This is a genomic window from Cupriavidus sp. NPDC089707, assembly GCF_044748965.1.
Taxonomy (GTDB): Bacteria; Pseudomonadota; Gammaproteobacteria; order Burkholderiales; family Burkholderiaceae; genus Cupriavidus.
Map to the genome: position 1 here is coordinate 249664 of NZ_JBIVHB010000003.1, position 7469 is coordinate 257132.

A 7469-nucleotide genomic window follows, 5' to 3' on the forward strand; every position below is an offset into this window, starting at 1 on the left:
GGCCCGTCCCATCGGGCTGCCTGCCTCTTTTTTCTCCTCCCCCGGCAGTTCGGCTTGGCAATGCAAGGTTCGCTGGAACCTCGCGCATTGGCCATGGCCCAACCATCTTCAGGAAGATTGCGAGGAAGGAGCATGCGAACAATGCTTGGACGTCTGGCGGGAGTCTTGTCGCTGCTGGGGCTGGTCGCGGCCCTGGCGGGCTGCGCGGGCGGGGGCGCCGATGGACGGGAGTCGGGGATCACGACCTACGGAACGCTGGACGTTGGCATCAGCCATACTTCGCGATAGATCTCGCGCCGCAAGCGTGACCGATGGAACTCTTTTCCGGGCCGTCCGGTCAAACCGGCTCGAATGGCGCGTCGCAAAAGGCCAAAAAAAGAGTCCGCAGCGCGGACTCTTAACTTTAGCGATCTCAAATGCCCTGAAGGCCGTTGTAATGTAACTGTCATCCGGGAATTGCACCATTCGGGTAAACGAAGAGCGCCAGACGCGCCGACGAAAAAAAGCCCGCCGAAGCGGGCTGAATAATCAGTTGAAGAAAGCCCTGCATTCGAGGGCAGGCACAGTGTAGAAAAGTGCCCTGCCTTGGCGAATTAGGGGAATCCCTTTCCAGGCGCCAGTTTCCGGGCGATCGGCGATAGCAAGTGTCGCGCGCGCTACTCTCGGCAATCGATGCATAAATTGACGATTCGGTGTTAGAGCACCGACTCAAGCGCCCCATCATAACGGGTGACACCCGATCGTTCGGCGCGAACGCTCTATGCCGCCAGCGGCTCTGATGCCAGGGGACGCAGGTGTGTACGCGCCTCCGCAAACAGTGCATCAACATCGGCGCGAGTGCGCGCGGCATGCATGCGTTTCGCATCGGACAGCACGCGGCGCCAGCCTCGTCCTCCCGCAACGCCTCGGTACAGCCCCAGCATATGCCGGGTGACTGCACCCATATACCCGCCGCGCTCGACCATGTCGCCGATATAACCCTGCATCGATAGCTCTACATCCAACCGCGATCGCACTGGTGCCTCGGCGTCGCCATAGAAGCGTACATCCATTTCAGCCAGCACATAGGGCTGGTGATAGGCCTCGCGGCCAATCATCACACCGTCGACATGTCGCAGATGTCGCGCCATCTCGTCATAGGTGACGATGCCGCCATTGATCAGGATCTCCAACTGCGGAAATTCCTGTTTCAGCTGGTATGCGACTTCATAGCGCAGCGGCGGAATCTCGCGGTTTTCCTTTGGGCTCAGGCCTTTCAGGATGGCATTGCGCGCATGAACGATAAATGTGTCGCAGCCTGCTTCCGCGACCGTGCCGACAAAATCTCGCACGAAATCGTAGTGCTCGATGGTATCGATGCCGATGCGATGCTTCACCGTCACCGGGATGCCGACCGCATCGCGCATCGCCTTCACGCAATCGGCAACCAGTTCGGGCTCCGCCATCAGGCAGGCGCCGAAAGCACCGCGCTGCACGCGCTCGGAGGGGCAGCCGCAATTCAGGTTGATCTCCTTGTAGCCCCATTGCTCGCCCAGCCTCGCGGCCGCGGCGAGGTCTGCCGGCTCACTGCCGCCCAGTTGCAGCGCGACGGGCTGCTCGGCAGCATCGAAATCGAGGTGACGCGGCACGTCTCCATGCAGCAGCGCGCCGGTGGTCACCATCTCGGTATACAGCCAGGTATGGCGACTGAGCTGGCGGTGGAACGTGCGGCAATAACGGTCAGTCCAGTCCATCATCGGCGCCACGGATATGCGGCGCGGACTTGCCGCGGCAGGTTTACCTTGGAAATGGGTCATTTGGGAACGGATCGGCGTGACCAATCCTCATGCTACTCGCAGATATCAACGCCGCCCGGTGGAGGCAGCTCCCGTGCGCCGGGGGCGTCGCACACAATGCAGCCGCGGCAATATCGCGGCTTTTCGGGAGGCGCATGAGTTTACCACCCTGGTAGATCTTTCGCCCGAGACGCTGCAGGCGCGCTACGGCCAGACCGTGACGAAGGTCGTAGCCGGCACGGAGAAAACCTCGATGATACTGACCACGAACGATCAGTCGTGCCAGGGCGCGGCCACGCGCAAGCTCATCGTGTGGCTGAAGTCTTGTCGATCCACGTGGCGAACGCGGCCAGGAACTTGTCGAGGAAGCCCCGTGTGGATTCGTTGGCAATGCCGCCCTGCTCGTCGAACAGCTTGTCAACACCGGCGATATAGACCTCGGGCTGCTGCAGGATCGGAATATTGAGGAACACCATCGACTGCCGCAGGTGATGGTTGGCGCCAAACCCGCCGACGGCACCCGGCGAGGCACTGATGATGGCGCCCGGCTTGCCATCCCAGACGCTGCTGCCATAGGGGCGCGAGCCCACGTCGATGGCGTTCTTCAGCGGCGCGGGGACCGAGCGATTGTACTCAGGCGTGACAAACAGCACCGCATCGGCGCGGCGCACGCGATCGCGGAACGCGGCCCAGGTCTGGGGCGGCTTGCCGTCCAGGTCCTGATTGTAGAGCTGCAGCTCGCCGATCTCGACGATCTCCAGCTTGAGTTGTGCCGGCGCCTGCGCGATCAGCGCCTTGGCCAGCTTGCGGTTGTACGACTCCTTGCGCAGGCTTCCCACCAGTACAACGACATCACGAGGATGACTCATCACGGCTCCTTTGTGTGTGTGGACACTTGAAGCGGACGGCACAGGCACCATGGCTGGCATGTTTGCCCGCGCCGGTCCAGCCACCACTCTACCCGAGTCGCGACTGTTCCGGCGTGAGCCGAGCGGCCCGCACGCCCGCCCGGCAGAGTGAACGGGCTGATCAGGCGTCCTTGCCCAGCGCGGCGAGCGGATGGTCTTCCGTGCGCCACGGGCTGTCGAAGAACGACTGGACTGTCTCGCGGCCAACCTCATCCAGCCGGGCATGCTGCCAGCGCGGCTTGTGGTCCTTGTCGATCGCCAGGGCACGGATGCCCTCGACGCCGTCGCCCTTGCGGAACACGTAGTGCATCATGTCCAGTTCCATGCGCAGCTCATCTTCGAGCGACATGCCGCGCGCGCGGCGGATCTGCTCCAGCGACACGCACAGCATCAGCGGCGAACGGCTGCGCAGCATGGCAGCAGTCTGCGCAGCCCAGTCGCCCGGCGCATCGCTGACGGCCGCCAGGATATCCTGCGCGGTTTTACCGGCGAACAGCGCGTCGATCTGTGCGGACAGGCCCGCCAGCGTGCTTTGCGCAGGCACGCAGTCAGCGCGGTGCGGTGCGGTGAAGCCTTCGATATGCGCGAGAACGGCATCGCCGCTGGCAAACTGCTGCGCACGCAGCGTATCCACCAGCTCGGCCAGCCGGTTGCCCGGCAGGCAGGCGTCGGCCAGGCCTGCGTATAGCGCATCGGCCGCGCTGATCGCGGTGCCAGTCAGCCCCAGGTATTCGCCGATATGGCCCGGCGTGCGTGCCAGGAACCAGCCTCCGCCGACATCGGGGAACAGGCCGATATTGGTTTCGGGCATGGCCATCCTGGTGCGCTCGGTGACCAGGCGCAGCCGGGCTCCTTGCGAAATGCCCATGCCGCCGCCCATCACCACGCCGTCCATCAGCGCGATGTAGGGCTTGGCGTAGCGGTGGATCAGGAAATTGAGCGCGTATTCCTCGACGAAGAACTGGTCGAGCAGCGGATCGCCTTCGTGCGCCGCCTTGTGGAAGTAGCGGATATCGCCACCGGCGCAGAATGCCTTGCCGCCGGCACCGGAGACCACTACCGCCACCACTTCGGGCGCCGAAGCCCACGCCTGCAGCGCCCGGGTGATGGCGCGGATCATGTCCAGCGACAGCGCGTTGAGCGCCTGCGGACGATTCAGCGTCAGGTATCCGATGCCACCGTGGACTTCGGTCGTGACGAATTCAGTCATGTCTTACTCCTCCAATGCAACTGGCGATTTTACGCCAGTCGCACCGGCAGGCGCACCCCCATGGGCAGCTTGCGGCGCATGCAAGGACCATGCGCATGCGCCGCGGGCGGCCGCGTTCAGGCCAGCCTGAACGTCGCCACCAGCGCGGTCAGGCGCTGCGCCTGGTCTTCCAGCGAAGCGGCCGCGGCAGCGGCCTGCTCGACCAGCGCCGCGTTCTGCTGGGTCATGCTGTCCATCTGCGACACCGCCACGTTGACCTGCTCGATGCCGTGCGACTGTTCGTCCGACGCTGCGCTGATATCGCCGATGATGCTGCTCACGCGCCGCACGGCGTCGACGATGTCCTGCATGGCGCGGCCGGCATCGTCGACCAGTCCCGTCCCTTCGCGCACGTTCGCCACCGAAGCGCCGATCAGCGTCCGGATTTCCTTCGATGCGCCGGCGCAGCGCTGCGCCAGGTCACGGACGTCTCCCGCCACCACCGCGAAGCCGCGGCCGTGCTCGCCGGCGCGCGCCGCTTCGACGGCGGCATTGAGCGCCAGGATATTGGTCTGGAACGCGATCTTCTCGATCACGTCGATGATGTCCACGATCTTGCTCGAGCTGCCGTCGATCGAGCGCATGGTATCGACCACGCGCGACACCGCCTCGCTGCCCCGCTCTGCCAGCGCGCTGGCGTCGGTGGCCAGCGTGCGCGCCTCACGCGCGCTGTCGGCGTTCTGGCGCACGGTGCTGGTCAGCTCTTCCATGCTGGACGCGGTTTCTTCCAGGGATGCGGCCTGTTGCTCGGTACGCTGCGACAGGTCGGCATTGCCGCTGGCGATCTGCTTGCTGGCCGAGGCAATCGCGTCGGCACCACCGCGCACTTCGCCCACCATCGCCACCAGGCTGTGTTGCATGCGGCCCAGCATGCCCAGCATGCGCGCGGTTTCGTTGCGCGCTGCCTCATCGGCCTGCACGCCACCACCGGTCGCTGCCTGGACACTCAGATCCCCGCCGGCGATCCTGTCGAAGCGCGTGATGGCAACATCGAGCGGCTGCACGATCGAACCGCGCAGGCGCCACGCCACCACGGTACTGAACGCCAGGCCGAGCACCAGCGCGATGACAGACATCGTGAACAGGTTGCGATAGCGGTGCTGCGACGCTTCGTAGACCTCCTTCGCGCTGGCCAGCTGCAGCTTGTTGAGCTCTGCATTGGCCGCGGTGAAGGCGATGTCGAGTTTGGGAATTTCCTCGAGCACGTACTTCATCACCGCATCACGATCGGCCGCATGCAACGCGGCGATCATGGGGGCCACGCCTTGCTTGAACAGCGCGTCGCGCTTGGCGGTGACATCATCGACCATCCTGTCTTCTTCAGCCGAGCGGTGCAGCGCAAGGTAGGCCTTCCATGCTTTCTCGGAATCGCGCGCAAAGCCCTCGGCGGTCGCGGCGCGGGCCTTGGCGTCTGCCGGATCCGTGGCGAAGGTGGCCTGATCGAGCAGCACTCGCACCAGCAACTGGTTCGAACGCGCTTCGGCAAGATGCACCGCTGCCGACAATTGCTGCGAATAGATCTGGCGCGTGGCATCGTTACTGCGCGACATGCCGAGCCAACCGACGGCGCCGACAATCAGAAGCAACAAATTGGTAACGATCGTCATGAACCACAATCTGGCTCCGATGGTAGTGTTCTTGAACATTGAAGCTCCGGGTAGAAACGCGAAAAAAGAGGTCGAAGAAGTTGGCGAAATCCGGCGGCATGCCGCCGCCCTGCTCATCTACGGCGCGCGCAACGGTTCCTTAACCCGGATTAGTTACCTTCCTATGTGCAACACAACTACGCTTGAGTGCAGGAATGCGAGGATGTGCCCGATGCGGCGCACCCACGTCACCCGAGAACGTTTGGAGGAAGCCCTCGTAGCAATTCCGGACGGAATGTGCACACTTGCGGCATGACCACCGAATCGCTCGATCCCGGACTCGTGCTGCTGGCGTTTGCGCCAGTCTTCCTGCTGACCATTGCCGGCGAAGCCTGGTACTGGGCGCGCCGCGACCCGTCGGTGTACAGCCTGCGCGATACCGCCTCCAATGCGGCGCTCGCGTTGATGCACCAGGCGTCGGACGCGTTCTTCCTTTGGCTGATGATCCGGACGGTGTACAGCTGGTGCTACCAGCATGGATTGCGTACGGTCCCCGAGACGGCGTGGTCGTTCGCGCTGTTGCTGCTGTTGCAGGACTTCCTTTACTACTGGTTCCACCGCGCCAGCCATCGCGTGCGCTGGCTATGGGCGTCGCACGTGACGCATCACTCGTCGGAAGGCATGAATTTCTCGACGGCGTTCCGGCAAAGCCTGACGTATCCGCTGTCCGGGATGTGGCTGTTCTGGATTCCGCTGGCGTATATCGGCTTCACGCCGGACTGGGTGATCCTTGCCGTCGGCCTTAATCTGGCATTCCAGTTCTTTGTCCATACGCGGCTGGGACGGCGCTGGCCGTGGATCGAATCGGTGTTCAATACGCCTTCGGTCCATCGCGTGCATCACGCCAGGAACCCGCAGTACATCGACCGCAACTACGCCGGCGTGCTGACGGTGTGGGACAGGCTCTTCGGCACCTTCGTCCCCGAGCGGGAGGCGCCGTTGTATGGCATCACGCGCCAGGTGCGCACGCACAACCCACTGACGCTGACCTTCCACGAATGGCATGCCATGTCCGTGGACGCGTGGCGCGACCGGGATCTCCGCTACCTGTGGAAGCCGCCGGAATGGCGCAGCCCGCGTGCGTCCGCTACGGAGGTGCTTCCGCGAACGTAGAAACTTGCCTTCAGGCTTTTTCTGATCGATCTGCAACCAATAAAAAAACCGCGCTCGAAAGCGCGGTTTTTTTGACACCGTGAACGCTTATGCGCCTTCGCGGGAGGCTCGCTTGCGTTCGTGCTCCTTCAGGTGGCGCTTGCGCAGGCGGATGCTCTTGGGCGTGAGCTCGACCAGTTCGTCGTCGGCGATGAATTCCACCGCATACTCCAGCGACATCTGGATCGGCGGCACCAGGCGCACCGCTTCGTCGGTACCCGACGCACGCACGTTGGTCAGCTGCTTGCCCTTGATCGGGTTGACCACCAGGTCGTTGTCGCGGCTGTGGATGCCGATGATCATGCCTTCATACAGCGCATCGCCCGGCTTGACGAACATACGGCCGCGGTCCTGCAGCTTCCACAGCGCGTAGGCCACCGCATCGCCGTCGTCCTGCGAGATCAGCACGCCGTTGTGGCGCTCGCCCAGGCCGCCTTCGCGCACCGGCGCGTAGTCGTCGAAGATATGGCTGATCAGGCCGGTGCCGCGCGTCAGCGTCATGAACTCGCCCTGGAAGCCGATCAGGCCGCGGGCCGGGATGCGGTATTCCAGGCGGGTACGGCCCTTGCCGTCCGAGGCCATGTCGAGCAGTTCGCCCTTGCGGCGGCCCAGCTCTTCCATCACGCCGCCCTGGTGGCTGTCTTCGACGTCCACGGTCAACAGTTCGTACGGCTCGTTCTTGACGCCGTCGATTTCCTTGAACACCACGCGCGGACGCGACACGGCCAGCTCGAAGCCT

At 63.8% G+C, this 7469-nt stretch carries 6 protein-coding genes and 1 pseudogene; 2 read left to right on the top strand and 5 right to left on the bottom strand.

What is annotated here, in order from left to right:
* Positions 1-758: 758 nt before the first annotated feature.
* From dusA to ACIP1U_RS07505, 4 genes are all read right to left on the bottom strand, one after another.
* Positions 759-1796, bottom strand: a complete 1038-nt coding sequence (gene dusA / locus ACIP1U_RS07490; RefSeq protein ID WP_400313374.1) for a tRNA dihydrouridine(20/20a) synthase DusA — start codon at positions 1794-1796, stop codon at positions 759-761.
* Between the two features lie 284 nt (positions 1797-2080).
* Entirely contained in the window at positions 2081-2644 is a 564-nt protein-coding gene (locus tag ACIP1U_RS07495; protein ID WP_400313377.1) for an NADPH-dependent FMN reductase, read from the bottom strand.
* Between the two features lie 160 nt (positions 2645-2804).
* Positions 2805-3893: an enoyl-CoA hydratase/isomerase family protein gene (locus tag ACIP1U_RS07500; RefSeq protein WP_400313379.1), complete on the bottom strand. Its 1089-nt coding sequence runs from the start codon at positions 3891-3893 to the stop codon at positions 2805-2807.
* 116 nt (positions 3894-4009) lie between these two features.
* Positions 4010-5578 carry a methyl-accepting chemotaxis protein gene (locus ACIP1U_RS07505; RefSeq protein ID WP_400313381.1) on the bottom strand — a complete coding sequence of 523 codons (1569 nt, stop codon included), beginning with the start codon at positions 5576-5578 and terminating at the stop codon, positions 4010-4012.
* On the opposite strand from ACIP1U_RS07505, the gene ACIP1U_RS07510 reads away from it, so the two are divergent.
* Both ACIP1U_RS07510 and ACIP1U_RS07515 read left to right on the top strand, forming a co-directional pair.
* Positions 5538-5834, top strand: a complete 297-nt coding sequence (locus ACIP1U_RS07510) for a hypothetical protein (protein WP_400313869.1) — start codon at positions 5538-5540, stop codon at positions 5832-5834. The two genes, ACIP1U_RS07505 and ACIP1U_RS07510, sit on opposite strands and share 41 nt — an antisense overlap.
* Positions 5831-6691, top strand: a complete 861-nt coding sequence (locus ACIP1U_RS07515) for a sterol desaturase family protein (RefSeq protein WP_400313387.1) — start codon at positions 5831-5833, stop codon at positions 6689-6691. Before ACIP1U_RS07510 ends, ACIP1U_RS07515 begins: the two co-directional genes overlap by 4 nt.
* 87 nt (positions 6692-6778) lie before the next feature.
* On the opposite strand, the pseudogene ACIP1U_RS07520 reads toward ACIP1U_RS07515, so the two are convergent.
* Positions 6779-7469, bottom strand: a pseudogene (locus tag ACIP1U_RS07520) (translational GTPase TypA); the annotation flags it as partial.